Genomic DNA, 26,224 nt, shown 5'->3' on the forward strand with positions numbered 1-26,224 from the left:
TTCGATGAATCGACTTTGCCCATGAAGGGTAAGCGGAAACCAAATGGACATCAAGAACGCCGAGGAAAACAGGCTTTTAAACGGAATATCGTTGAAAGAGAAACTGATTACCCGACATTTAAAGAAGAGTTCGGCCATATCGAAGGCGATACCATTGTAGGCATTCATCATAAGAGTGCTGTCATAACTTTGGTAGAACGTCTATCGAAAATCATCATCACCTTGAAGCCCGAGGGGCGCAAGGCGATCGATATTGAGAATACTCTGAACCACTGGTTTGGATCGATTCCCAGACATTTATTTAAATCCATTACCTTTGATTGTGGGAAAGAATTCTCTAATTGGAAGGCTTTAAGTAACCAACATGACATCGCTATTTATTTCGCTGATCCAGGGACTCCTTCGCAACGAGCACTGAATGAAAATTCCAATGGCTTGCTGCGAAAAGATGGTCTGCCAAAAAACATGGATTTTAATCAAGTCGACCAAGCTTTTATCTCTTCAGTGGCGAATAAGAGAAACAATATTCCACGAAAGTCCTTGGATTATCAAACACCCCTGGAAGTATTTATGAGTTACATGAATGAAGATATTTTGTCTAGCTTAATTTGACAAATCAAATAATAAAAAGAGCGCTAAACTGAAAACTAGCTATTTGTTTTCCCGTTTAGAACTCTTTTCAGACAATAAATATTTAATAAAATACGAAGATAAGATAGCTATATTGCTTCTCATCTTTACGTTCTTTTAGAAACTATGCTTCTACTTCAGACCATTCATCGCGTTTTGCTAAAAATTCACGAGCCAAAGCTTGTGCACCTTCTAGTGTATGGCTGGCAGCCCAGCCACATTGTGTTTCATTGCTTGCAGGTACTTCAGTAGCTTCAAGAACATCTTTCATTGTTGCTTCAAGAACATCTAAAATGTCTTCGTAGCTTTCATGATTCAATACAGTCAAGTAAAAGCCTGTTTGGCATCCCATTGGAGACCAGTCTACGATGTAATCTGCGTGATTGCGGATTAGTTCGGCAGTCAAGTGCTCAAGTGAATGTAGACTTGGCATGTCCATGTGTTCTTTATTTGGTTGTTTAAAGCGGACGTCGTATTTAATGATAACATCGCCATGCGCACCCGTTTTTCGATCAGCTACACGTACATAAGGTGCTTTGACTTTTGTATGGTCAAGATTAAAACTTTCGACATTCATTCTCATTTGTAAGACTCCTATCTGTTTGTTCATTCGTTTTGATGCTTTTCACTAAAGAATTATTTAGTGAAATTTACAAAAACGTCTTTCTACTTGATTCTAACACTTATCGTTTCCAAGGTGTAGCAATCTGAAATATTTTTTAGATTTTTCTGCTAAGTCGTTTATTGGGACTTCTAGTTCTTGATTCTGTCAAATGCCTGAGCTAAATCGTTTATGAGATCCTGACCATACTCAATTCCTACAGAAAGACGGATCAAGCCGTCCTTTATGCCAGCCTCTTCTCGTTTTTCTTTTGGAATAGACGCATGAGTCATGACAGAAGGAATTTCCACTAAACTTTCTACGCCACCTAAACTTTCTGCTAAAGTAAATAGTTGGAGTGATTCAACAAATGGAGTAGCAGATTCTTCATTTTTTAAAGTAAAAGAAATCATTCCGCTAAAGCCGCTCATCTGTTGCTTAGCAACTCCATGGAGTTCATGATCGGGTAATCCTGGATAGTAGACCTTTTCTACTGCTGGATGAGAAAATAGAAAATCAGCTACCACAAAAGCATTTTTTTGATGTTCCTCCATACGAACACTTAGTGTCTTGATTCCGCGCTGAAGTAACCAGCTATCTTGGGGACCAAGTACGGCTCCGATAGCATTTTGGTAAAATCCGATCTGATCGGCTAGATCTTTATGGTTAGAAGTCACTAAACCAGCTACTACATCGCTGTGTCCGCCTAGATATTTGGTACCGCTATGGACAACGATATCAGAACCGAGATCTAAAGGTCTTTGAAAATAAGGAGTAGCAAATGTATTGTCAGCAATAACTATCAATCCATGTTGATGAGCCAGAGTGGCACTTTTTTCTAAATCAGTAATCTTTAGAAGCGGATTGCTAGGTGTTTCAAGATAAAGTGCTTTTGTATTGGGTTTGATGGATTGTTCTATTTTATCAAGATTACTCGTATCTATGATCGTGTACTCGAGACCATTTTTAGTAAGAACTTTGTCAAATAGACGGAATGTTCCTCCATAGACATCATCTCCTAATAAGATATGATCGCCAGCTTGAAAAAGAGAAAAAACGGCATGAATCCCAGAAAGACCAGAAGAAAAAGCGAATCCTCGAACACCGCCTTCCAAATCAGCAATCAGTTCTTCCAATGCAAAACGAGTAGGATTACCAGATCTTGAATATTCATATTGTTTAGGCTGGCCGACGCCATCTTGCCGATAAGTGGATGTTTGATAAATAGGTACACTGACAGCTCCTGTTGTGGGATCTTCACTAATGCCTCCGTGGATCAATTTTGTTTGAATGTGCATGTTTCTTTCCTCCTATAAGTAAATGTTTTTTGATAAATAGCGGTCTGCTGCGTCTGGAAAAATCGTAACGACACGATGACCAGGTGGTAAACGACGAATTTCTCTTAATGCTGCTGCAAAAGCCGCACCACTCGAACTTCCAACTAATAGTCCTTGTTCTCGTGCTAACTGCCTAGTATAGTTAAACCCTTCTACATCAGAGATTGTCTCGATCTGATTGATTGAAAGGGGAGAAAGAAACGGCGGAATGAATTCTACACCGATACCCTCAATTTCGTGAGGGGCTGGATCACCACCATTTAACACAGAGCCCTCTGGTTCTACACCGATTATTCGAATGTCGGGATATTTTTCTTTCAAAAAGGTAGAAGTTCCAGCAAAGGTTCCACCACTCCCAATTCCTGCTACAAAACTATGGATATTTTCTTTGATTTCATGAAAGATTTCTGGCCCTAACGTATGATAGTAAGCAGCAGGATTATCTTTATTTTCAAATTGAAGAGGCAGATAGCTGTTTGATATCTCCTCTGCAAGTTTTTTACTTTTGCTGATGGCACCGATGATTCCTTGCTCACTAGGAGAATGGATGATCTTTGCTCCCAATGCTTTCATCAATTGTTGTTTTTCTAAGCTAAACTTCTCTGGAACAACAAAAACCGTTCTTAATTTGTATGTGAGTGCGGCCAGAGCGATCCCAATTCCTGTATTTCCGGCAGTTGGTTCGATGATCGTCGTTTTTTCATTGATTTTTCCTTGGGCAAATCCTTCTTTGATCAAATAACTGCCCAATCTATCTTTGATACTTCCTCCAGGATTTAAATATTCTAGTTTTGCATAAATAGCAGAACCTTTAGGCATAGAATAGTGCTGATTGTCAAAGCGATAAAGCGGTGTGGAACCAATAGCTTCTGTAATTGTCGAGATAATCATATGGGCCTCCTAAAAAAAGATAATAAAAAAAGGAGCTGACTATTAAATCAGCTCCTTGAAAGACATAGAGAAAAATTGAGTAGATAAAAAGATAAGTTACCTGGTACTCATTCTATGAAGGGCAATTAATAGACATGACAAATAGTATGCTGCTTTTATGCACCATACAACAGCAACGATTCAATTGTTTTTGGTTGCTGACTGTCATGTGTATCCCTCCAAGTAAAATTTTTATTAACGATAGCATGAAAAAAAATAAAAGTCAAAGGCTTGAAAGAAAAAAATATTTCGATAGCATCGTTTACCCGTGTTTATTTTTCTGACAAATAGGCATGAGACCTTAAAAGATAGAGAATACTCTAGTTTTCTGGCCGGTTGTCTGATACAATAAAGTTGATTATGATAAAGAAAAGAAGGAGCAAAAATAATGATCTCAGCAAGTGATTTAAGAGCCGGTATGACTTTCGTACAAGACGGCAAACTGATTAAAGTTCTGGATGCAAGCCACCATAAACCTGGTAAAGGAAATACAGTTATGCGTATGAAACTGAAAGATGTCCGTTCAGGTGCAACATACGACACAACGTTCAGACCAGAAGAAAAATTTGAAAAAGCACATATCGACACAAAACCTGTACAATATTTGTACACGATGGATGATACAGCTTTCTTCATGGATTTGGAAACATATGAGCAATATGAAATTCCTGTAGAAACAGTAGAAGAAGAAATGAAATATATCCTAGAAAACATGGAAGTAAAAATCCAATTCTTCGGTAGCGAAGTCATCGGCGTTCAATTACCAACAACTGTCGTATTACGTGTTGTGGAAACACAACCTTCCATCAAAGGTGCAACAGTCACTGGTTCAGGTAAACCAGCGACAATGGAAACTGGCTTAGTAGTCAATGTTCCTGACTTCATCGAAACAGATGAATTGTTGGAAATCAATACAGCAGAAGGTTCTTATGTAAAACGTGCATCAAAATAATTCGCTAACGGATTGATAAGAATTTGAAAACAGAGCTTGACCTCTTGAAAGGCAGATCATCGGATCTGCCTTTCAAGAGGTTTTTTGTGGAATCAGCAAATTGAAAAATAAAAAAGTATTTGATTTTATTTATATTTTGAAAGATGAATGGCAAAAGCTAGAGAAAGAAGAAACTGCACTTATTTATGAAGAAATTGAAATGATTCATAAAATTGAAAATATCTGAACTATTCCGAACTATATTGAAGCGAAAATATTTTTTCATCACTAAATAGTGTTGAATTTATGTTTTTGTGTATAAATAGCTTCTAATAGTTCGGGTATTTTGTTTTTATAACCATTTTTATTCTTATTTTTAAAAAAATATTTCGAAATATACTAGACAATTCAGAAAATTTTGTTTAATATTATTCCAATAAAATTCAAATCTTTATCAAATGAAATTCCAATGAAAACGGAAAAAAAGTGAAAAGAGGAATGAAAAAATGACAGAATTGATAATTGGCGGAGTCACAGCAAGCACATTGGCAGAAAAGTATAAGACACCTCTGTATGTGTATGATGAAGAAAAGATGAGACAAACGATGCTGTCATTCAAGCGAGGCTTTGTATCGAAACGTTTTGATACAAAAGTACTTTACGCCTCTAAAGCATTCCAAACGATTGAGATGCTGCATTTAGTCCGTGAATATGGATTCGGGCTAGATGTTGTCAGTGGTGGGGAAATCTATACCGCTTTGCAAGCTGATTTCCCTAGAGATACTATCTACTTCCATGGTAACAACAAGACGCCAGAGGAACTGATCTATGCACTTGAAAATGATTTGTTGCATATTGTTGCCGATAATTTGATGGAAGTTGAATTATTAGCAGAATTAAGCCAACGCTATTTAAAAAAAATCTGTATCATGCTTCGGTTGAATGTCGGAGTAGAAGCACATACTCATGAATATATCGTCACTGCGCATATTGATTCAAAATTCGGCATGAGCTATGAAAGTAAAGAGTGCCAACAAGCCCTTCAGTTGATAAAAGAAAGCAGCTATCTAGAGTTAGAAGGATTTCATGCTCATATCGGGTCACAAATTTTTGATGTTACTGCTTGGTTAGCTGAAATCGACAAATTGACGAATTACTTAACCGATTTTGACCAACCTCTTTCCTTGAATCTTGGCGGAGGGTTTGGGATTCGTTATACACAAAATGATCAGCCGATCCCAGTCGAAGAGGCACTAAAAAAACTGATTGAATATACGGAAGAAGCTTTGGAAAAACGAAAACTGACCATTCGTCAATTACTGATCGAACCGGGTAGAAGTATTGTTGGAGAAGCTGGTACAACACTATACACGATTGGTTTCATCAAAAAGACACCACATAAAAAATATTACTTTGTAGATGGCGGGATGACAGATAATATCCGTCCAGCTCTGTATCAGGCAGAATACGATTGTGATTTAGCAGCAAAACTGTCGGAAGAAAAAACAGAGAAAGTGACGATTGCAGGAAAAATGTGTGAATCAGGCGATGTGGTAATCAAAGAAGCTTATTTGCCGAAAGCAGAATCGGGTGATCTTTTAGCTGTTTATTCCACGGGAGCTTATGGATACTCGATGAGCAGCAACTACAATCGAGCGACACGACCAGCAGTTGTTTTTGTCAATAATGGCCAATCAAGACTGATTGTTCGCAGACAAGCATTTTCTGATCTACTAAGGGGGGAAGTTTCCTATGATCCTTCATAAATATAATGGCTGCGGAAATGATTTTATCTTATTAGATTACGCAGAAGACACAGATTATAGTCAATTAGCCGCTTCTTTATGCACAAAAGAAAAATATGATACAGACGGATTGATCGCCGTAAAAATCGATCCGTTGGAAATGATCTATTACAACAAAGATGGCAGTCGCGCGCCGATGTGCGGAAATGGCATTCGCTGTTTTGCTCGATACGTAAATGATCAGAACATGATGAATGAACAGGAATTCAACGTAGAGACATTAGCAGGCACAAGAAAAATTACGGTGTTGGATCCCTCACCTTTTTATTGCAGCGTAGATATGGGAGTGCCAGATGATTCTCCGGAAAAAATCCAAGCTAATCAAACTTATCCAATAAAAAACCAGGAAATAGAGATCAATGGTGACAAAGTAACGATCACTAGTTTATTTTTAGGAACGATTCATACCGTTGTTTTTGTTGAAAATGCGCGTGAGGAAGTCTGGAGAAAAAGAGGTGAACTGATCTGTCATCATCCTTTGTTCAAAGAAAAAACCAATGTCAACTTTGTAGAAGTAGTCAATGAACAAGAATTGATCGTCCGTACCTATGAAAGAGGTGTAGGTTGGACACTTGCTTGCGGTACAGGTTGCTGTGCCTCTTATGTGGTTGCTAAGGAAACTGGGAAAATTTCAGCAGATCAGGTAGTTGTTCACTTGGAACAAGGAGACTTGATGATCTCTGGTGAGGATACGATACAAATGGCTGGCCCAGCAGTTCATGAATGGACAAGAATATTGGAGGAATGAAGATGATAAAAGGTTCGATCGTGGCGCTGATCACGCCGATGAATGAAGAGGGATCAGTAGATTATGCTGGTTTGGAAAAATTGATCCAATTCCATTTAGATGAACAAACAGACGGATTATTAGTTTTAGGTACAACAGGAGAATCTTCTACGCTCACACAATCTGAGGAGGAGAAGATCCTTCAACTGACAGTAAAGAAAGTGGCTGGCCGTGTGCCGGTGATTGCAGGAGCTGGAACGAATAATACAAAAGAAACGATTGAAAAAGCGAAGCATTTTGCTTCTTTGGGGGCAGACGCACTTTTGGTCATCACCCCTTACTACAACAAAACAAGTGACGCAGGACTAGCTGCTCATTTTACAGCAATTGCAGAAGCCTCACCGATTCCGCTTATTTTGTATAATGTTCCTTCTAGAACAGGCATGTCGATTCCAATTCATGTATTAGTAAATTTAGCAGAACATCCTAATATCATTGGTTTGAAAGAAGCCTCAGGAGATATGGCTTATGTGATGGATGCCGCTCGGTTGATTGGAGAAGAATTCTTCCTTTACAGTGGAAATGATGATTTGATCCTACCAGTAATGAGTATAGGAGGAAGCGGCGTAATAAGTGTATGGGCGAATATCCAACCTAAAATAGTCCATGAATTAGTAAAAGATACGCAGGACGGAAGATGGCAGCAAGCAAAAGAAAAGCAATTAAATGCACTTGAACTGATCCATGCCTTGTTCAGTGAGACCAATCCTATTCCTGTCAAAGCAGCCATGTCATTATTAGACTTACCTTCCGGACCTCTACGCCTGCCTTTAGTTTCTCTTTCAAAAGAGAAAAAGAAACAATTAGCTCAGCTTTTGTTAAAAGAAAGGACGGTTGAAAAATGAAAATCGGACTGATTGGCAGTGGACAGATGGGAAATAGAGTCGAAGAAGTTGTACAAGAAAGAGAAGATACGGTCCTTCTTTTACGGACGGCACCTAAAGAAGCAACTACGCTTGCTTTTACGGAACTGCCAGAACTGCTTATTGATTTTTCTCATCCAGATAATTTAGAGATGATCCTTTCGTATAGCTTGTCTTATCAACTTCCGTTAGTCATTGGCACGACAGGTTATACACAATCACAGTTCCAAGAAATAAAAGAACATGCCAAACATGTACCTGTGATGTATAGTGCTAATTTTTCGTTCGGCATCATGGTGATGAATCAACTAATCAAGCAAGCAGCTGCAATGTTGCAAGGCTGGCAGATCGAACTGATTGAAAAACATCATAGTCGTAAAAAAGATGCACCATCTGGTACTGCAAATATGCTGCTTCAAACAATCCAAGAAGTGCAAAAGCTGCAGCCCGTATACAACTGGCAAGGAAAAAAAAGAGAAGAAAGCCAAATTGGTGTACACAGTATTCGTGCAGGTTCTTTACCTGGTGAACATGATGTATTGTTTGCTGCTACTGATGAAATATTTACGATCAAACATGAATCTTTTTCTAATCGAATCTTTGCTGCAGGCGCAGTAGAAGCAGCGGACTGGTTGAAAGATCAGTCACCAGGTTATTACAAATTAGAAGATTTATTAATGGACAAAGGGGTGTAAAAAACGTGGAAGCTCAAGAAATCATCCGCTACATTCAAACGGCATCTAAAAAGTCGCCTGTGAAAGTCTATCTGAATGTAACCGAGCCAATCGAATTTAAAGAAAGTAAAGTTTTTGGTGAAGGAAGCAGCTTCGTTGTTTTTGGTGACTATGAGACGATTGCTCCGGTTTTAGAAGCTGAATCAGAAAAAATCATTGAAATCGAAATCGAAACTGCTGCAAGATACAGCGCAGTTCCTTTGCTAGATATTAAAAAAATTAATGCTCGTATCGAACCAGGTGCTATTATCAGAGATCAAGTGTCAATCGGCAACAATGCCGTGATCATGATGGGAGCGATCATCAATATTGGTGCAGTAATCGGTGAAAACACGATGATTGATATGGGTGCTGTCTTAGGTGGACGAGCGACAGTGGGCAAAAACTGCCATATTGGTGCAGGAGCTGTCTTAGCAGGTGTGATCGAACCAGCATCGGCTAAACCGGTTATCGTAGAAGACGGCGTACTGGTAGGTGCGAATGCAGTGATTGTTGAAGGTGTCCATATCGGAAAAGATGCAGTCGTGGCAGCAGGAGCAGTGGTTTTAGAAGATGTGGCAGCAGGCACTGTTGTCGGTGGAATACCTGCACGTGTATTAAAAATAAGTGATGATCAGACAAAAGAAAATACAGCATTGATTGCTGCGTTACGCGAATTATAGAGGAGATGGAGAAAAATGCGCGAAATAGATATCTGTATTGTGGGGGCAACCGGATTAGTCGGCCAAACGATGCTCAAAGTGTTAGAAGAATATGATTTTCCAGTAGGACGATTGAAATTATTAGCTTCAAAACGTTCAGCCGGTAAAGTTTGTGTATTCAAGAAAAAGAAACACACTGTACAGGAATTGACAGAAACTTCATTTGAAGGATATGATTTAGCGCTATTTTCTGCAGGTGCTTCTGTATCCAAAGAGTTTGCGCCAATCGCACGAAGTCAGGGACTATTTGTCATAGATAATTCCTCAGCATGGCGGGAAGATTCGGATATTCCATTAATCGTTCCAGAGGTCAATCTGGAAGACTATACATTGAATCGGCTGATTGCAAATCCAAATTGTTCAACCATTCAAGCGGTACTTCCACTTAAAGCTTTACAAGAAGCCTTTGGTATCCAGCGAGTCAATTATTCGACCTATCAAGCAGTTTCTGGTTCCGGGCAAAAAGGCATTGAAGATCTTCATCGTACGCAAAATGACGAGGAACCAGTTTTGTATCCTTATAATATTAGCCAAACGGTGATTCCGGAAATCGATCAGCCTTTGGAAAATGGGTATACAAAAGAAGAACAGAAAATGATGAATGAGACCCGTAAGATTCTGCATCAGCCTGCTTTGCCAGTATCAGCAACCTGCGTACGTGTGCCAATCGAAAATGGACATGGAGTCTCTGTGGCAGTTCAATTGCAAAAAGAGTTTACGACGGAAGAAATTAGAGAGTGTCTCAGCCAGTTTCCAGGGATTCAATTAGAAGATGATCTAGCAGCACATAAATATCCGACGAGCATTCTTGCTAGAGGAACAGATATGGTTTATGTTGGGAGGATCAGAAAAGACACTTCTTTAGAGAACGGATTGTTGTTCTATACGACTGCCGATAACATACGCAAAGGAGCCGCTGCGAATGCCGTACAGATTGCTGCAGCTTTAATGCAGAAAATAGCGGAGGTGGCAAGATGAGTAATACGCTGAAAGTAGCGAAATTCGGCGGAACATCGATGTCTCATGAAGAGCAATTCAAAAAAGTCCGTACAATTGTTCTTTCAGATCCCAATCGCCAAGTGATCGTTGTTTCTGCTTTAGGCAAACGTACGTCAGATGATGACAAAGTAACAGACTTACTTTATTTGATTTATGCTTACCTTCAGCATCATGTTGATTGGACACCCCTTTGGAAAAGGATTTGTGATCGTTTCATTCAAGTAAGAGATGTTCTTGCCCTGCAGTTACCTATTGAAGATGAACTAGCACGCATACAGAAACAACTGGAAGACGAAAAGATAACTGAAGATTATTTAGTAAGTAGAGGTGAATATCTGACTGCTCAACTGATGGCTGAGTATCTTGGTTACCAGTTTATTGACGCAAAAGACCTGATTTTCTTTGACTATGATGGGAAAATCGATCAGGAAAAAACAGCACAGGAAATCACAAAAGCATTTAAAAGATATCCGAAAATGGTTGTTCCAGGGTTTTATGGGGCGAACCCTGCAGGAAAAGAAAAATTATTGGGCCGTGGGGGAAGCGACATTACCGGCGCGATACTGGCGAAGATGTTGCAAGCGGAAGGTTATGAGAATTGGACGGATGTTTCAGGAATCATGATGGCTGATCCGCGAATCATCGATCATCCTAAAATCATCGAGGAAATCTCTTTTAGAGAACTGAGAGAGATGGCTTATATGGGGGCTAACGTTCTTCATGAAGCAGCTGTTTTCCCAGTTCAAGAGGCTGATATCCCCATCCAAATAAAAAATACCAATGATCCTTTCGCTCAAGGGACAAAAATATCGAATCACGAAATAGAAAAGGAAAATGGACTGACAGGAATAGCTGGACGCAAGGATTTTCTTTCCATTACTTTATTCAAACGTCATATGTCCGATGAAATCGGGTTTATCTGGAAAGCAATGAGCATTTTTGCTAAACATGAGATATCAATCGAACATATTCCTTCAGGGATCGACAATATCGGAGTGATCGTCTCAGCAGAAGCGATTGCCGATAAATTATTTCTCATCACGAAAGAATTAAAAGAAACACTTGGCGTGGAAGAAATCGTCGTGATTGAAGACTTAGCTTTGATCTCTGTCGTTGGCGGACCGCATAAAGAATTGATCGGTTTATCTGGAAAAGTGTTATCGATATTGAACAAATTAGAAATTCGCACATCGATCTTATCACAAGGAGCACAGGAGTTGAATCTGATCATCGGTGTACCGAATAATCAATATGAAACAGTAGTGAAGGGTATCTATGAAGGGATGGTGAATACGGATGCTGAAAGAATATCGAATGGCACTCCATCAAATTCCTGAAATCGGATTTCATGAATTCAAGACAAAAAAATATTTATATGAACAAGTAAAAAACAGCGGGGCCGTTATCCATGAAATCGGCGAAACAGGACTACTCCTTTATTTTGATAATCAACAAGAAGAAACGATTGCTTTTCGAACAGATATCGATGCACTGCCAGTCAAAGAAGAAACGAATCTCTCTTTTGCTTCTAAGCATGAAGGGTATATGCATGCATGTGGTCATGACGGACATATGGCGATGCTTTTAGGGTTGACTGACTTTATAACTAAACACATTGAGGATCTTATTTATAATGTAGTACTGATCTATCAGCCATCAGAAGAAATTTCCGGTGGCGCACAAAGCGTTATTCAGTCAGGATTGTTGGATAAATATGAAGTACAAGCAATATTTGGCTTTCATCTATGGCCTGGACTAGCTAAGGGAGAAGTTTTCTCTCGACCAGGACCTTTGATGGCACAAAGCAGTGAAACAGACATTATCATTAAAGGCCAGTCTGCACATATTGCTTCTAGTGAAAAAGGAATCGATAGTCTGGAGGCAGCTGTACGATTTTTGAAGAATGTTTATGATTTTGACCGGCAATTACCGGCAGAGTGGAATCATCTAATGAAATTTGGCCAAATCCAAGGTGGAACGATCCGAAATGTTTTAGCTGGAGAAGTTATTGTATCCGGAAGTATCCGTTCTTACAGTTCAGATATGCAAAATTATTTGAAGAGGGGATTAGACCATTTAGCAGAACAGTTTCACTCTACAGCTACTATTTCTTTTCACTATAATGACGGCTATCCAGCTGTAATCAACCATAGAGGCTTATATGCAGCACTGTTAGATTCAAACAAACTACATGAATTAGATGCTCCAGTTCTTCAAGCCGAAGATTTTGGCATATATACGCAACAATATCCATGTGTATTTTTCTTTTTAGGTGTCGGTGATACCCCTGCTTTACATGATCCGACGTTCGATTTTGATATGGATGTTTTAGAAAATGGTGTAGAATGGTACAAAACGATTCTTTTTACAGAAAATCTTCTTGTAAAAATCGATAGCAGTTCAAAAGAGGAGCGAGTAAATAATGACGAATTTATCCAATCGATTTAGTCCCAGGCTTTCTAGAATAGAAGTATCAAAAATACGACAATTCGATCAGCAAATATCTTCGATACCAGATGTGATCAAACTCACCCTGGGAGAACCGGATTTTCCAACTCCCGAACATGTCAAACAAGCCGGAATAGCAGCGATTGAAGAAGACTTTTCTCACTATACCGGAATGAGAGGATTAGAGGAACTGCGGGAAGCTGCTTGTATGTTTCAGCAGCAGCGTTATGGACTAACTTATGATCCGCAAACGGAAGTTTTGACGACGGTTGGTGCAACGGAAGCGATTGCCTCTGCATTGTTATCTGTTTTGGAAGAAGGAGACAAGGTTCTTATTCCAGCGCCTGCTTATTCAGGATATCAGCCATTAGTGGAACTAGCTGGTGCTGAATTGATCCCGATAGATACTTCTGACACAGGGTTTGTCTGTCAGCCGGAACAATTTGAACGAGCATTTGAACAATATGGATCAGCTGTCAAAGCAGTCATTTTAAACTATCCTAACAATCCTACTGGGACGACATTGTCTGCAAAACAATTGAAAGCAATCGCTGAGGTTTTAAAAAAATATCCGGTATTTGTTATAAGTGATGAAGTATATGCTGAATTGACTTATAGTGGAACGCATATGTCCATAGCTACTTATCTTCCAGAACAAACAATCGTGATAAGCGGGTTATCCAAGTCACATGCGATGACTGGTTGGCGAGTGGGCTTTATTTTTGCTCAAAAAGCCCTTATTGACGAACTAATTAAAGTCCATCAATATCTGGTGACTGCCGCTACAACGATGTCGCAAAAAGCTGCGGCTGAAGCGCTAATAAATGGGGTGAAAGATAGCGAGAATATGAAAGAGCAATATCAAACACGAAGAGACTATCTGGTCCAGCAATTGGCGCCTTTAGGATTTGAAGTGACCCAGCCAAACGGTGCATTTTACTTGTTTTGCAAACTCCCAGCTGCCATTCAAACTGACTCTTGGCAGTTTTGTGTAGAATTAGCGGAACAGGCAAAAGTTGCGTGTATCCCAGGAATTGCATTTGGACCAGAAGGAGAAGGTTATATCCGGATTTCTTATGCTAGCAGCATGGAAAAATTACATGAGGCCTGCAAACGGATCAAAGACTTTTTAACAGAACAGTGATTCATAGATTTTATCAAAAAAACAATCGTTAATTTTGCGGTATATTCTGCAAGGAGATGATTGTTTTTTAAATTTAGTTCAAATGAACGCGTTTCTTTTGATTCATAACTAATGTAATGTTAAGTTTAAATTGTTTAGAATGATTTTAAAAGAATATTCAAGGAGGTTTCATCAATGGAAAAAATCAAAGTTGTCATTGTAGGTGCATCTCATGGAGGACATCAATCGATCTTGGAACTATTGACACGATACGGTGAAAATGTAGATATCACGCTATTTGAAGCAGGAGACTATATTTCCTTCATGTCATGTGGTATGGAGCTGTATTTAGAAGACAAGGTAACAGATGTAAATGATGTACGTAATTTCAGACCAGAAAACTTTCCGCAATCCAATGTTCATATTTTAAATAATCACGAAGTAAAAACGATCGATGCCGATAAAAAAACAGTAACGGTTACTAGCGCATCAGATAACGAAACAAAAGAATATCCTTATGACAAATTGATTTTGAGTTCTGGTGTCAAACCAAACAATCTGCCAGTACCAGGAGCAGATCTAGAAAATGTCTACTTGATGCGTGGATACAATTGGGCAACCAAAATCAAAGAAAAATTAAATGATCCGGCTATTAAAAAAATCGCTGTCGTAGGTGCGGGTTACATTGGGATCGAAGCAGCAGAAGCAAGCCGAAAAGCTGGGAAAGAAGTCGTATTGCTTGATGTGATCGATAGACCTTTAGGCACTTATTTAGATGCTGAGATGACAGATATTTTAGAACAACACCTAAATGAAAACGGTATTGAAGTTTTGACAAATGCAAAAATCGAAGCTTTTACTGGTAACGGAAAAGTTGAGGCAATCAAAACAAGTGAAAAAGAAATCCCAGCAGATCTAGTCATTCAAGCTGCCGGTGTGAAGGCAAATACAGAATGGTTAAAAGGGATCGTCGACTTAGATGAACGTGGCTGGATCCAAACAAATGAATACTTGCAAACGAATCTTCCAGATGTGTATGCAGTAGGAGATGCTACACTTGCTTATTCTATCCCAGCCCGCAAAAAAATGCCGATCGCTTTAGCGACTGTTGCACGTAGAGAAGCACGTTATGTAGTAAAACATCTTTTTGAAGAAGTACCAAACAAACCGTTCGGCGGAGTCGTAGGTTCCTCTGCATTAAGTGTCTTTGACTATCATTTTGCAGCAAGCGGATTGAATAGCTTTACAGCAGCAAAAGCAGGAGTAGATGTACGAGTGTCTTATTATGAAGATACGTTAAGACCAAAATATGTACCAGAAGAACAAGGAAATCCAAAAGTGTCCATCCAATTATTCTCGGATCCAATGACCCATCAATTGCTAGGAGGAGCAGTATTATCTACCTATGATGTTACAGGTCAAGGAAATGTATTGGCACTAGCGATCCAAAACAAACTGACTTTAGAAGAACTAGCAGAAGCTGACTTCTTCTTCCAGCCAGGCTTTGACCGACAATGGAGCATGTTGAATCTAGCCGCTCAACAAGCGTTAGGAGAAGAACCATTTGTAGAATAAGAAAACGAAATATTTGAAAAGAGGTTGTGAAAAAGCTGCCTTGCATCAAGTAATAAGAACAGCCAAGTAAAAACAGCTTCTTATGTTTTTAACTTGGCTGGACTTATTACCGCAGATGCAAGCTTTTGAACACCGTTTATTCGCAAAAAAAGGACTGTGACACGATTTGTGTACCGACCCCCAAAAGTTAGACCAAAAAATCTAACTTTTGGAGGTCGGTATTTTTTATGGTTAAATATACTTTTGAACTTAAATTAAAGATCGTTCATGATTATTTGGATGGCAAAAGCGATTGGACCGTAAAAATCCAGATCAAGAGATTGAAGCGGAAATGCTTAAAATTCGGGAGAAGCACAAGGATTATGGCTGTTTACGGATGACCAATGAACTAAGAAACCGCGGTTTCTCTATCAATAAAAAGAAAGTTCAGCGCCTGATCAAGAAGCTAGGAATAAAAGTAACGGCATACACACGTAAATCACGGCGCTACAATTCTTATCGAGGACAAGTCGGAGCAGTAGCCCAAAATCGGATCCATCGTCGTTTCTACACCAGTATCTGCCATCAGAAAATCACGACGGATACAACTGAATTTAAATACCATGAAGTGGATGCCAAAGGCATTATCCGTCAAAAGAAATTGTATCTAGATCCTTTTATGGATATGTTCAATAGTGAGATTTTATCCTATCGTATCTCTGAAAAGCCCAATGCATTAGCGGTAATGGAAGGTTTGGAGGAAGCTGTCCAGACCACTAACGATTGTCCCTATCGTCGTATGTTTCACTCAGATCAAGGTTGGGCGTATCAAATGAAAGCTTATAGAAACAAATTGAAGGAGTACAAAATCTTTCAAAGCATGTCTCGGAAAGGGAACTGCTTAGATAATTCACTTATGGAGAATTTTTTTGGCTTATTAAAACAAGAGATTTTTCACGGGAAAGTTTATAACTGTTTCGTGGAATTAAAATCAGCCATCGATAGCTATATCTATTACTACAATAATGAACGGATAAAACAGAAATTAAACTGGTAAAGTCCCGTCCAATTTCGTAAAACAACCGTAACGGTTGTGTAAAAATATCATTTTAGAGCATGAAAAAAGGAGTGGATTTCTCCACTCCAAAAAAATCTAACTTTTGGGGGTAACTACAGTGTTTTAGTAAAAGGATACATTTCTTCCTTGTATATTCCATGCGTGTTCGTGAGAAAGCATATATAATTTAATTAACAGATAGTTAGGGGGAGAAAAAATGATTTTTTCAATTACAATGAAACTGGTATTCGGGTTGATCGGTTTATTATTAGTGGTACGTTTGCTTGGGAAGAAATCCATGTCAGAAATCACACCGTTTGATTTAGTCTATACGCTTGTTTTAGGTGGGATCTTAGAAGAATCAACCTATGATGACAATGTCCATGTAGGGCATGTCCTATTTGCCATTGCGCTTTGGGCAGTAATGATTTATGGTATCGAACGTATCGTCCAAAAAAATGAAAAGGTCAATCGTTGGGTCAAAGGCGAGCCATCTGTTCTAATCAAAGACGGCGTCATCAACATGACAGAGTTGACAAATAACCATATCGAGATGGAGCAGTTGCGAGCAATCTTAAGACAGCAGGAATGCTTTTCTCTTGAAAATGCCAAACATGTTATCCTAGAGAATGCTGGTCAAATGAGTGTATTGAAAAAATCAGATGAAGACAAAGCTTTATCGATCCTGCTTGTAGATGAAGGGCAAATTCAGCATAAAGTGCTTCAGTCCAATCAATTGACTGAAGCATGGCTTATGGAGAACTTGAAGAAAGAAGGCTATGCAGATGTAAAACAGCTGATTTATGTTGAATGGTCAGAAGAAAAAGGGCTCTACATACTAAATAAAGAAGACGTCATGCATGAATCTTACCGAATAGATGGATAGACAGAGGTTGTGAAATCAGCGCCTTGGATTGTTACTCAAAACTAAGCGACTTTTTCACAACCTCTGATATCTAATATACGTTGTTCCAGAAGTTGCTTCTTCGAAAAATCAGCCAAAATTCCACAAAAATTTAAGAAGCAATTTTCGAAAAATCCTTTCTTATTTTTTGAAGTTGATCACTTCTGTCACAACCTCTCATGTCACAAACCATTTTTTTGTTTCCTTTAACTCAATATACCGTACGTCTTCCCACAATATCGGCTGATGGTCAATCATAAAGTAATCTTCATAGGCTTCACCAATGAAGTGCCCTTCGACCTCATCCAAGAGTCTTCCAAATTCATCTTTTAAATTGAGCTGAATGATTACTGCTTTACGAGATAAAAAGGCTTCTGTCAGTATACTATCGATTTCTTGCAATGTCATTTGTTGTTTAGGAAGAGGCTGTTTGCGTGCTTCTTCTTCATTTTTTTTGATACCGTTGACTAGTTCTTCCATCGCAAAAGCAGTCCCCCATTTTAATCCAAATGGCCGATCTCGATACTCGTTATAGTCAATGAATTTTTTTGCTGTCCGTCTCATCTTTTCCACCTTCTAATCCACTCATACCACCTGCATGCCCGCCAACGAGAGAACTACGTGCGATGGCGCGTCCTCCTTGCAAGAGACTATGCGCATGGATGATTGATTGAAAGCCGTATTTTTTTCTAATCGTATCGACAACAAAATCAACTTTTGCTTCATTTATCTGCTTTTCAGGATCTTCAAAAAGGTTAAGCTGTAAACCTGTCGCGTATACGAGGTCGGAACAGTTCACGCCTACACGCCGAATATCCTGGTAGTGGTAATGCTGGTGGAAAATGGTCAATAAAGCATCTGCTAGATCTCTGCTAGCATTTGTCGCTTCGATTTTCATTTGCTGGTGAAACCCGGTCTTGCCATTTGGATCAAGATAGCCTAAAGAGTATCCTACCCATAAGCTGACTACTTGTGTTTTTGCTGCAGATCGTCTCAAGCGAGTGCCGACTTGGTCGGCCATTTCTTTGATAACAATCTCGATTTCTTCTCGTCTTGTATAATCTCTATCTAGGATTTGACTATTTCCGATACTTTTTGATTTTGGTGTATATTCTTGTCCCAAAAAACTTCGATCGATCCCCCAAGTATGGGCATAAAGCTGAGTACCGATGACCCCTAGCTTGCTTTTCAAGTGATAATAATCCGCGTGAGCTAAATCATAAACAGAATGTATACCCATTTGTTTCAGACGTTTTGCTGTTTGTTTGCCGATTCCCCAAAAGTCAGTGATATCTGAGATTTTCCATAACTTTTCTGGTACATCTTCATAACGCCATTCAGCAAACATTTGTTTTCCGTCTTTTGAGCCATTGTCTAAGGCTAGTTTAGCAAGTAGCGGGTTATCGCCAATTCCTATAGTCGTGTAGATTCCGGTCTGCTCAAACACATCTTTATGGATCAGTTTAGCCATGTCGTACGCATTTGTTTTACCAAAGAGTGCCATGCTATTTGTTACATCAAGGAAGCTTTCATCGACGGAATAGACATGATGGTTCGCTTCGTCTGCATATTTTTTATAGATAGAATTGATTTCTCTGTTCTTTTCCATATAATAGGCCATCCTTGGGGCAACAATATATAAATCACTTGGATAGGGGAAGGGAAGATCTCTGGCACGGCTGATATTGGTGATGCCGTAAGCTTTTTTTGCTGCAGGACTGGAAGCCAAGATTAATCCGCTACCCCGTGTTTCTGTCGAATCGGACGGATAGGACATGACTACTAATTTAGTTGTAAGGGGATCAAGATCCTTTTCAACGCACTCTACGGAGGCGTAAAAAGATTTGCAGTCAATACATAAAATATCTCTTGAAGGTTCTTTTTCATAAACAAATACCGGATTTTGATTCGCCCACATAACAATCACCTCTTCAACACAATTAGAACACACGTTCTCTTTCTGTGTCAATAAAAAACAGCAATTTTCGAATACGAGCAAAAGGCTCACATTTGAAAATTGCTGAGAGGTTATTTTTATCTATTTGTTTTTAGCTGAGATCGTTGATTTTTTTATCAAACATGAACAGCTTCTGGATCGATCTTTGTTGTCCCATTTCCAATGTGTGCAACATAAAATTCCGGAGCATAGCCGACAACTTTCATGTATTCATCATAGACATTGTTTTTGAAGGCAGGTATATTTTCTTCTTTGACAAGAGCAATCGCACAGCCACCAAATCCAGCTCCTGTCATTCGTGCACCCAAGACACCTTCTTGTTTTTGAGCAGCATCTACTAGTGTATCTAATTCGATCCCAGTTACTTCATAATCATAGCGAAGAGAGTGGTGAGAATCATTTAACAGTTGACCAAATACTTCTAAGTTCCCAGCTTCTAATTCAGCTTTTGCCTTCAAAGTCCGCTGATTTTCAGAAACGGCATGGCGAGCTCTGCGTATCAATGTATCATCGCCGATTTGGTCAATAGTTGATTCAAATTCTTCTTCATCTAAGTCTCCTAAAGAAGAGATAGGCAAAGTTTTTTGCAAACGTGCCAAGGCTTCTTCGCATTCGCTGCGGCGTTCATTGTATTTTGAATCTGCCAATTCCCGCCGCTTATTCGTATTCATGATGACGATTGCATAACCATCTAGTTTCACTGGGACCATTTCGTATTTCAGCGTATTTGTATCTAATAAGATTGCATGATCTAGCTCACCGAAGCCGATGGCAAACTGATCCATGATACCTGAATTGACACCGATGAATTCATTTTCTACTTTTTTACCTGTTTGGACTAGTTCCAAGCGATCTGTTTTTAAATCAAACAGATCTTCTAATACAACACCTACTAATAATTCTAATGAAGCGCTACTGGAAAGTCCTGCACCATTAGGGATTGTTCCTTCCACTAACAACTCAAACCCATGATCGATTGAGTGTCCAGCTTCTTTTAATTTAAGGACCATTCCTTTTACGTAATTTGCCCAGTTTGCTTTTTTATCATATTCTAGCTCATCTAAAGTAAAACTAATGACACCGATATCGTCAAAGTTTGTGGAATAAACTAATATTTTATTATCGTCTCGAGGTGCTGCGACACCTTGCGTTCCATAAGTGATGGAAGCGGGGAAGACATGGCCTCCATTGTAATCTGTGTGTTCACCAATCAAATTGATGCGTCCTGGTGAGAAGTATTGTGTAGTTTTTTTAGGTCCGAATGTTTCGGCAAATTTTGTGTTTAAGCTTCTTTTGATTTCCATGATGAGTTATTCCTTTCTTGTTTTGATTTTGAATTCTGTCACTGTTTCAAATACTGATCCGGCTTTTAAATGAATCGAACCAAATGCTGAGAAGCGCTCTGCACCTGGAGCTGTTTGAGTCTCAAATGTGATGCCACCATGATGTGCCAATTTTCGGTTGCGCATTTCTGGTGTTTCTGTGCCGAAATTTGCAGTGAAAATAACCACACTAGAAGCATCTGTAGCAATATCTACTTGGATTCTTTTATCGGGGCTAGTCAAGCGAGCGGCTTCTTTATCCAAGCCGGTTTCTTTTAAGAAAAATGGATGATCGATTCCGTCAACAAGATTTTTTTGATCCAAATCACTAGCAAAAACGGACGCTAATTTTTTAGGTATTTGAAAATCGAAAGCACTTCCTGCAGTATTTTCTTTTACCCCTATAGGAATACTATCTGTTCGCAAAGGAGCATAAGCTTCGCTATTTAGCCAAAGCTCATGTTGATCGATTGATTGAGAAGCATCTCCCGTCAAGTTGAAGTAAACATGATTTGTCGGATTGAATAAAGTATCTTGGTCACTGGTGCCGCGAGAGGTCACTCGCCAGATATTATCTTGTGTCAAAGTATAGCGGATTTCCACATCCATTGTACCTGGAAAACCATGTTCTCCGTCGGGACTTGTAGTAGTAAAAATGACAGAAGCTTCATTTTCGCCATTCAAAATGACATAAGACCATTTTTTTAATTCAAATCCAGGAGCACCACCATGCAGATTATGCCCAGTTTTTGGATCTGTGGCTAATTGGTAAGTTTTTCCATTGAGAGAAAAGCGGCCATTTTCGATTCTCCCTGCGGTGCGACCGATAGAAGCACCGATATACGGATCTTTTTCGATATATTCTTCAGCGGTATCAAATCCCAAAACTAATTCTCGATCATTTGATTTTAAACTGACGATTCTAGCACCTAAATCAGAGATAGAAAGTGCTAGCTTGTTTTTGTTCTCCAAGGTTATCAAGTGATAACCTTGGCCAAAATCTTTTTCTGTAATCTTCATTTTCAAGATCCTTTCTTAATGGGAAGGAACTACTGCATCGTGAAGTTCATCTTCCATTGTATCAGCTGGAGCCAATTTGTTTTCCAATTCCTCAACGATTTGTGCATGTTTTTTCTCTGTCAATGTAATCTTCCAAGCAAAAATAATAGCGGAGAAAATCATCAAAGCAGCAGGAGCATAGAATGCATAAGCTTTGAAAGTCGTTACGCCATGAGCAGTGATATCAGCAGCAGTAGCATTACCAGTCATCCCAGAAGCGATAGCGACAAACCCTACGATCCCGTTAGACAAAGCACCAGCGATTTTATCTAGTAAAGGGCGAATTGATAGAGTAACAGCTTCGTTACGGATACCATTTTTCCATTGACCATATTCAACAGAGTCTGTGATCGTCATCAAAGCGGATAAGAAAATCAATTGTTGAGGGAAGTAGAACAATACTAGCCCGATGATAACGATTGGCAAACTTGAACCTGCGATCGTAAAGAAAAAGTAAGAAGAAATCATCATTGCGATCCCTCCAAGGTAAACGTAGCGACGAGAGATGACGCGTGTAAGCATTGGGAATAGTGGAACAGCTACTAAACCAAGTAAGGCAGCAACTAGACCAACGATCCAAAATTCAGTTGGTTGGCCAAGTACATATTTGAAGAAGTAGAATAATACGGCAGTTGTTGCTACATTGGCAATCGCATAAGCGATATAAGCAAGGGCAAGCCACATCAACTGATCATTTTGAGCAACTGCTTTGAACACATCTTTGATCCCAGCTTTTTCATTTTGCTGACGGATCGCAGTATCGACTTCTTTTGTGCCCAAGGCAGTGATAATCGCAGTACCGCCTGAAATAACAGCAGCAATCACACCGAACCAGAACCAGCCTGAAGCGCCTTCAATATGTTTATGAGTAACAAGATAGGTAAAGAAAGTAACGATAGGGACAACGACTAGAGTAGTACCATTTGCACCTAGAGAAGAGCCGAAACGAGCAAACGTAGCAAATTTTTCACGTTCCTTTGTTTCCGTACTCAAAGCTGGAATCATTGACCAAAAAGCGATATCCTTAAATGAATAAAAACTATCCAATAAGATGAAAACGATTGCAAATAATATGATAAATAAAGTCGTATTATGAGTAGCTAAGCCAAAGAAATTGGTAAAGATTGCTACCAAGAGTACGGAACTAACAACGCCGCCGATAACTAACCATGGTTTGAATTTACCGTATTTTGTACGAGTATTATCGATGATGCCACCAATCAAAGGATCAAAAATAATTTCAACTAAGCGGATACCTACAACTAAGCTTGTAACTGTAGCAATCATTTTTGCATTCGTTGCCTTATCTGTTCCTGCGAACATCTGGCTTGTCACGAATACCATAAAATAAGTGCTTAATGTAACATAGAATGTGTCGTGTCCAAAAGCGCCTAAAGCGTAGGACACACGTTGGATCATTTTGCTTTTCATAATCTGTATTCCTCTCCTGTTCAATATATAATACTAAGTAAACCGGTTACAACGAATAACAAAGATCTTTTAATGACTTAAACTTAACAAGAAATCGCTTCCTTTTTAATATATTTCTGTGACTTTTATTTAACTTTTTGTTGCATTATACTAAAGGAGTAAGGAGGGATAGACGTGGAGCAATCGATTTTTTTAAAAAAGGAACATCAACAAGTAGAAAAAGAATTGTATTTTGATTTTTGTGGTTTCTCTAAAACGATGCCGTTTCATTCTTTTGGTCCTGCTATTCGCAATGATTACATCCTGCATGTCGTGATGGAAGGCAAAGGATCTTATCATGTGAAAAATCAACAATTCCAATTGAAAAAAGGTGATCTGTTCTTGATTCGTCCAGGAGACTCGACGTTTTACTTATCAGATGGAGAAGATCCGTGGATGTATTGCTGGCTTTCATTTGGTGGGAGTGCTGCAGAAGAAATCATTCGGCAGTCGCTTTTCAGAGAAGACCAATACACGATGGTCTCTTCTGACATACAAAAATATATCGACATTATTTTAGAATGCATGAAAGATACGGAAGAAACCTTGGAAAATGAATTACAGTTAACAGCATTAACCTACCGTTTTTTATCAGTCCTTTTAAAAGATGGCGGAAAGGTCAGCGGTGGTGTACAAAAGGTTCACTCCTCTTTAGCTGTTGAGACAGTCAAATACATCGAGGCACATTATGCTGAAAAATTGTCTGTTGAGGAAATCGCCCAGCATTTAGCGGTCAATCGGAGCCATTTGTCGCGAGTATTCAAAAATCATATGGGTACCAGTATCAAGGAATATTTGATCGGGGTACGGATCAATCGAGGGGCGTTTCTTCTTTCTCTGACGGATGAATCCGTGGAAAGTATTGCCTATCAAGTAGGGTTCAATAGTCTAGTCGTATTTAGCCGAATGTTCAAAAAGAGTACCGGAGAAACGGCTACGAACTATCGTAAACGTATGAAAAACGAAAATTTTAAGAATATTGCTTTGGATACCTTGAAAAAACAGTTGGAAAAACAAACCGCAGTTTCTTGGACAACCTGATTAGTCTGGTTAAAATGACAAGCATCGGCAAAAGAAACTTGTGGCGGTTATGCTACACTGTAAAGCGAAGACTAAAAAGGAGGAAAAGGGATGCGTACACTTATCATCATTAGCCATCCAACGATCGAAGAATCTTTAAATCAGCAATTTTTCAAAGAAGCTTCTGCTGGTTTACCAGCTACTTGGCATCATTTGGAATCAAGTTATCCAGACGGAAAAATAGATATAGAGACTGAACTACAGCTCTTGGCCCAGCATGATCGGATCATTTTCCAGTTTCCGTTTTACTGGTATAGTTCTCCTGCTCATTTAAAAATTTGGCAAGATAATGTCTTGGAACGAGCATCACATGTATTAAAAGGGAAAGAACTAGGAATCGTATTGACAACAGGTGTGGCGGAAAAAGAATACCAAGCTGGAGGAAAAGAAGAATATACGATTTCCGAATTTTTGAGGCCGTATCAGCGAATCGCAAATAAATTCCATATGACCTATCTTCCGCCATTCGTTTTAGCACAATTTATGTATTTATCCCAGGAAAAACGTTGGGAGAAGCTAATTGCTTATCAGCAGTATCTCTCATTGGAAGGCAAACCATCGCTGACTCAGCGGATTGACTGGTTTATTCAAAGAGTACAGGAAAATCAGAAAATGCAGGAAGAAGAATCTGAAAAACAAGCATATATCGTAGAAGCACTGACTGAGGCAAAAGAGCAGATCGAAGACTTGACCTTTACACTGCAAGAAATGAAAGGAACTTCATTATGACAAATGATTGGCTGATCCAACAATTAGATGAATTAAGCGAAAAATCAGAATATCAAGACCGTGCGCTCTTATATGAAATAAAGAAACTGATGGCTGAGATAGACGAACGAACAATGCAGCTGCAAGGAGAAATCGACGGACAATCTTGGAATCATCTCAACTGGTGAAATTTTCTTATAAATAACAAAGATAAAAATGTGCACAGCGGCAATTATTTGCTACAATAAGAATATGAAGCGTTTGATAACGCTATTATACATAAAAATTGGTGGTGAAAAAAATGTATGATGAAAATGAGTGGGGAGAAAATGTTCGGATGACCCGAAGAAGACAGCAAAAACAGGCAGCTCGTAAGCGGATGATCATGATTGGGGCAGCAGTTGCCGTGTTTTTGATCATAGCAGGAGGAGTTGCGGGTCTATATTTTCATGGAAAAAATTCGTCAGAAGCGAAAAGTACGACCATAACGGAAACAACGACAAAGAAAACAGAGACGAAACAAACAAGTGAGTCATCAACTAAAACAAAAGAGACGCAAACTTCTGAAGAAAAAACAGCAAATGGTTTGCCAGAGCAACTTCAAGCAATCGTAAATGATTATTCGAAAAAGATCGAAGAAAAGACGCCTGCATTGATTGAAGAATACCAGACAGAAATTCAGGGAAATCAAGAGGGCATAGCTGGTTTATCAGCAGTTGCTAACCAAAAAGCACGTGAGCTTCAAGCAATCTCCGACGAAGGGATCAGAAAATTACGTGCAGCGTATCAGGCAGCAGAAAATAAAGACGGTGTAGACTTAGATACTTTGATCAATCAATTATCGGCTAATTATACGAATCATGTAGCTAAGATTTCCGATATTTATTTGCAGACTAGCGCCTCTCTTCAAGCAGAGTCAACAAGCACACAAGACACAACATCTTCTGATTCTGAGACGGCAGAGTCGGTAGAAGCTTCTGAAATGCAAGCTCGAACAACACAAGACACAACAGATTCCTCTGAAACTAATACCAACAGCGCGACTTCACAGGCTGCGACAACCGTAGTTTTGGAAGGAGAAGGTCCAAATCAAATAGCCGAACGAACTGGCGTACCAGTAGAAACGATCTTGTCGCTGAATGGGATGAGCATGGAGAATTATTTCCTGACTCCCGGTGAGACGCTAAAATTGAATTGATAAAAGCAATAAAAAAGAACGAAGCT

The 26,224-nt window shown here is 39.2% G+C and carries 26 protein-coding genes and 1 pseudogene (1 of these 27 cut by a window edge); 19 read left to right on the plus strand and 8 right to left on the minus strand.

Annotated elements, in window-relative coordinates; genetic code table 11:
• Window positions 1–612, plus strand: the 3' portion of a protein-coding gene (locus RBL01_RS02065) for an IS30-like element IS1252 family transposase (RefSeq protein WP_000222577.1). Its footprint begins 348 nt before the window's first position; only the last 612 of its 960 coding nucleotides appear in the window; its start codon lies off the left edge, out of view; it ends in the stop codon at window positions 610–612.
• A gap of 142 nt (window positions 613–754) precedes the next feature.
• Here the strand turns inward: RBL01_RS02065 and RBL01_RS02070 are convergent, their stop codons facing one another.
• From RBL01_RS02070 to RBL01_RS02080, 3 genes are all read right to left on the minus strand, one after another.
• Window positions 755–1,213, minus strand: coding sequence for an S-ribosylhomocysteine lyase (locus tag RBL01_RS02070; RefSeq protein WP_002289439.1), 459 nt, complete (start codon window positions 1,211–1,213; stop codon window positions 755–757).
• Between the two features lie 170 nt (window positions 1,214–1,383).
• Window positions 1,384–2,529 (minus strand): cystathionine gamma-synthase, encoded by a 1,146-nt coding sequence (locus RBL01_RS02075; protein WP_038809489.1) that lies wholly within the window; start codon window positions 2,527–2,529, stop codon window positions 1,384–1,386.
• A gap of 12 nt (window positions 2,530–2,541) precedes the next feature.
• Window positions 2,542–3,459, minus strand: coding sequence for a PLP-dependent cysteine synthase family protein (locus tag RBL01_RS02080; protein ID WP_002289436.1), 918 nt, complete (start codon window positions 3,457–3,459; stop codon window positions 2,542–2,544).
• Between the two features lie 427 nt (window positions 3,460–3,886).
• Here RBL01_RS02080 and efp point away from each other — a divergent pair, with 427 nt between their 5' ends.
• The 14 genes and pseudogenes from efp (at window position 3,887) to RBL01_RS02150 (ending at window position 17,386) form a co-directional block, all read left to right on the plus strand.
• The gene (gene efp / locus RBL01_RS02085) at window positions 3,887–4,450 is read left to right on the plus strand and encodes an elongation factor P (protein WP_002289434.1); all 564 of its coding nucleotides are present in this window, start codon (window positions 3,887–3,889) and stop codon (window positions 4,448–4,450) included.
• Window positions 4,451–4,550: 100 nt separating this feature from the next.
• The gene (locus RBL01_RS02090; RefSeq protein WP_256624887.1) at window positions 4,551–4,676 is read left to right on the plus strand and encodes a hypothetical protein; all 126 of its coding nucleotides are present in this window, start codon (window positions 4,551–4,553) and stop codon (window positions 4,674–4,676) included.
• 259 nt (window positions 4,677–4,935) lie between these two features.
• On the plus strand, window positions 4,936–6,195 hold the full coding sequence (gene lysA / locus RBL01_RS02095; RefSeq protein ID WP_002286883.1) for a diaminopimelate decarboxylase: 1,260 nt from the start codon (window positions 4,936–4,938) through the stop codon (window positions 6,193–6,195).
• A complete protein-coding gene (dapF, locus tag RBL01_RS02100) occupies window positions 6,182–6,982 on the plus strand; it encodes a diaminopimelate epimerase (protein ID WP_002327453.1) in 801 nt (266 codons plus the stop codon). Before lysA ends, dapF begins: the two co-directional genes overlap by 14 nt.
• 2 nt (window positions 6,983–6,984) lie before the next feature.
• On the plus strand, window positions 6,985–7,866 hold the full coding sequence (dapA, locus tag RBL01_RS02105) for a 4-hydroxy-tetrahydrodipicolinate synthase (protein ID WP_002327452.1): 882 nt from the start codon (window positions 6,985–6,987) through the stop codon (window positions 7,864–7,866).
• On the plus strand, window positions 7,863–8,579 hold the full coding sequence (gene dapB / locus RBL01_RS02110) for a 4-hydroxy-tetrahydrodipicolinate reductase (protein ID WP_307780967.1): 717 nt from the start codon (window positions 7,863–7,865) through the stop codon (window positions 8,577–8,579). Before dapA ends, dapB begins: the two co-directional genes overlap by 4 nt.
• Window positions 8,580–8,584: 5 nt before the next feature.
• Complete coding sequence (gene dapD / locus RBL01_RS02115; RefSeq protein WP_307780968.1) at window positions 8,585–9,280, plus strand: 2,3,4,5-tetrahydropyridine-2,6-dicarboxylate N-acetyltransferase; 696 nt, start codon at window positions 8,585–8,587, stop codon at window positions 9,278–9,280.
• 15 nt (window positions 9,281–9,295) lie between these two features.
• Window positions 9,296–10,297, plus strand: a complete 1,002-nt coding sequence (locus RBL01_RS02120; protein WP_002327450.1) for an aspartate-semialdehyde dehydrogenase — start codon at window positions 9,296–9,298, stop codon at window positions 10,295–10,297.
• An 8-nt stretch (window positions 10,298–10,305) separates the two neighbouring features.
• Window positions 10,306–11,655 (plus strand): aspartate kinase, encoded by a 1,350-nt coding sequence (locus RBL01_RS02125; RefSeq protein ID WP_395521206.1) that lies wholly within the window; start codon window positions 10,306–10,308, stop codon window positions 11,653–11,655.
• Window positions 11,615–12,766, plus strand: a complete 1,152-nt coding sequence (locus tag RBL01_RS02130) for a M20 family metallopeptidase (protein WP_002297890.1) — start codon at window positions 11,615–11,617, stop codon at window positions 12,764–12,766. The genes RBL01_RS02125 and RBL01_RS02130 overlap by 41 nt, the downstream gene beginning before the upstream one ends.
• Window positions 12,741–13,910, plus strand: coding sequence for a pyridoxal phosphate-dependent aminotransferase (locus RBL01_RS02135; protein ID WP_002328565.1), 1,170 nt, complete (start codon window positions 12,741–12,743; stop codon window positions 13,908–13,910). The genes RBL01_RS02130 and RBL01_RS02135 overlap by 26 nt, the downstream gene beginning before the upstream one ends.
• A 174-nt stretch (window positions 13,911–14,084) precedes the next feature.
• Entirely contained in the window at window positions 14,085–15,464 is a 1,380-nt protein-coding gene (locus tag RBL01_RS02140; protein WP_002286868.1) for an FAD-dependent oxidoreductase, read from the plus strand.
• Between the two features lie 280 nt (window positions 15,465–15,744).
• Window positions 15,745–16,500: pseudogene (locus RBL01_RS02145) on the plus strand (IS3 family transposase); the annotation flags it as partial.
• A 217-nt stretch (window positions 16,501–16,717) separates the two neighbouring features.
• Entirely contained in the window at window positions 16,718–17,386 is a 669-nt protein-coding gene (locus RBL01_RS02150) for a DUF421 domain-containing protein (protein WP_002293693.1), read from the plus strand.
• A gap of 195 nt (window positions 17,387–17,581) precedes the next feature.
• On the opposite strand, the gene RBL01_RS02155 is transcribed toward RBL01_RS02150, so the two are convergent.
• The 5 genes from RBL01_RS02155 to RBL01_RS02175 form a co-directional block, all read right to left on the minus strand.
• Window positions 17,582–17,968, minus strand: coding sequence for a hypothetical protein (locus RBL01_RS02155; protein ID WP_002293692.1), 387 nt, complete (start codon window positions 17,966–17,968; stop codon window positions 17,582–17,584).
• Window positions 17,940–19,322, minus strand: coding sequence for a Y-family DNA polymerase (locus tag RBL01_RS02160; protein ID WP_002327444.1), 1,383 nt, complete (start codon window positions 19,320–19,322; stop codon window positions 17,940–17,942). The genes RBL01_RS02155 and RBL01_RS02160 overlap by 29 nt, the downstream gene beginning before the upstream one ends.
• 155 nt (window positions 19,323–19,477) lie before the next feature.
• Window positions 19,478–20,665, minus strand: coding sequence for a galactokinase (locus RBL01_RS02165; RefSeq protein ID WP_002327443.1), 1,188 nt, complete (start codon window positions 20,663–20,665; stop codon window positions 19,478–19,480).
• 6 nt (window positions 20,666–20,671) lie between these two features.
• Entirely contained in the window at window positions 20,672–21,703 is a 1,032-nt protein-coding gene (locus tag RBL01_RS02170) for an aldose epimerase family protein (RefSeq protein WP_002325138.1), read from the minus strand.
• A 15-nt stretch (window positions 21,704–21,718) separates the two neighbouring features.
• On the minus strand, window positions 21,719–23,173 hold the full coding sequence (locus RBL01_RS02175) for a glycoside-pentoside-hexuronide (GPH):cation symporter (protein WP_002293689.1): 1,455 nt from the start codon (window positions 23,171–23,173) through the stop codon (window positions 21,719–21,721).
• 174 nt (window positions 23,174–23,347) lie between these two features.
• Here RBL01_RS02175 and RBL01_RS02180 point away from each other — a divergent pair, with 174 nt between their 5' ends.
• From RBL01_RS02180 to RBL01_RS02195, 4 genes are all read left to right on the plus strand, one after another.
• Window positions 23,348–24,253, plus strand: a complete 906-nt coding sequence (locus tag RBL01_RS02180; protein ID WP_002286852.1) for an AraC family transcriptional regulator — start codon at window positions 23,348–23,350, stop codon at window positions 24,251–24,253.
• A 90-nt stretch (window positions 24,254–24,343) separates the two neighbouring features.
• The gene (locus RBL01_RS02185; protein WP_002327442.1) at window positions 24,344–25,021 is read left to right on the plus strand and encodes an NAD(P)H-dependent oxidoreductase; all 678 of its coding nucleotides are present in this window, start codon (window positions 24,344–24,346) and stop codon (window positions 25,019–25,021) included.
• On the plus strand, window positions 25,018–25,188 hold the full coding sequence (locus RBL01_RS02190; RefSeq protein WP_002286849.1) for a hypothetical protein: 171 nt from the start codon (window positions 25,018–25,020) through the stop codon (window positions 25,186–25,188). The genes RBL01_RS02185 and RBL01_RS02190 overlap by 4 nt, the downstream gene beginning before the upstream one ends.
• A gap of 113 nt (window positions 25,189–25,301) precedes the next feature.
• Entirely contained in the window at window positions 25,302–26,198 is an 897-nt protein-coding gene (locus RBL01_RS02195) for a LysM peptidoglycan-binding domain-containing protein (RefSeq protein ID WP_002286848.1), read from the plus strand.
• The last annotated feature ends 26 nt before the right edge of the window (window positions 26,199–26,224 follow it).

The sequence above is a fragment of the Enterococcus sp. SB12 genome (genome assembly GCF_030910025.2).
GTDB lineage: Bacteria > Bacillota > Bacilli > Lactobacillales > Enterococcaceae > Enterococcus_B > Enterococcus_B faecium.